Here is a 398-nt window from a genome sequence, read left to right on the forward strand (position 1 = left end):
GTCGACATCATCGAACCGAAGGTACCACCGTTGGTGATGGTGAAGGTACCGCCGGTCATCTCGTCGATGGTCAGCTTGCCGTCACGGGCTTTCTTGCCGAAAGTGGCGATGCCGCCTTCGATTTCAGCCAGGCTCATCAGTTCGGCGTTACGCAGTACTGGAACCACCAGGCCACGGTCGCTGGACACGGCAACGCCGACGTCGGCGTAGCCATGGTAAACGATGTCGTTGCCGTCGATGGAAGCGTTGACTGCCGGGAAGCGTTTCAGCGCTTCGGTGGCCGCTTTAACGAAGAAGGACATGAAGCCCAGGCGCACGCCGTTGTGGGACTTCTCGAACAGATCCTTGTACTTCGAACGCAGGGCCATGACTTCGGTCATGTCGACTTCGTTGAAGGT

1 protein-coding gene is annotated in these 398 nt (G+C 58.3%); it reads right to left on the reverse strand.

Annotated features, from left to right (window positions below):
* The coding region (locus SOP95_RS31935; RefSeq protein WP_323609582.1) for a 2-oxo acid dehydrogenase subunit E2 at positions 1 to 398 on the reverse strand (398 nt) is incomplete at both ends.

Origin of the sequence: Pseudomonas sp. YuFO8 (assembly GCF_035065025.1) — a bacterium.
GTDB classification, from domain to species: Bacteria; Pseudomonadota; Gammaproteobacteria; order Pseudomonadales; family Pseudomonadaceae; genus Aquipseudomonas; species Aquipseudomonas putida_AE.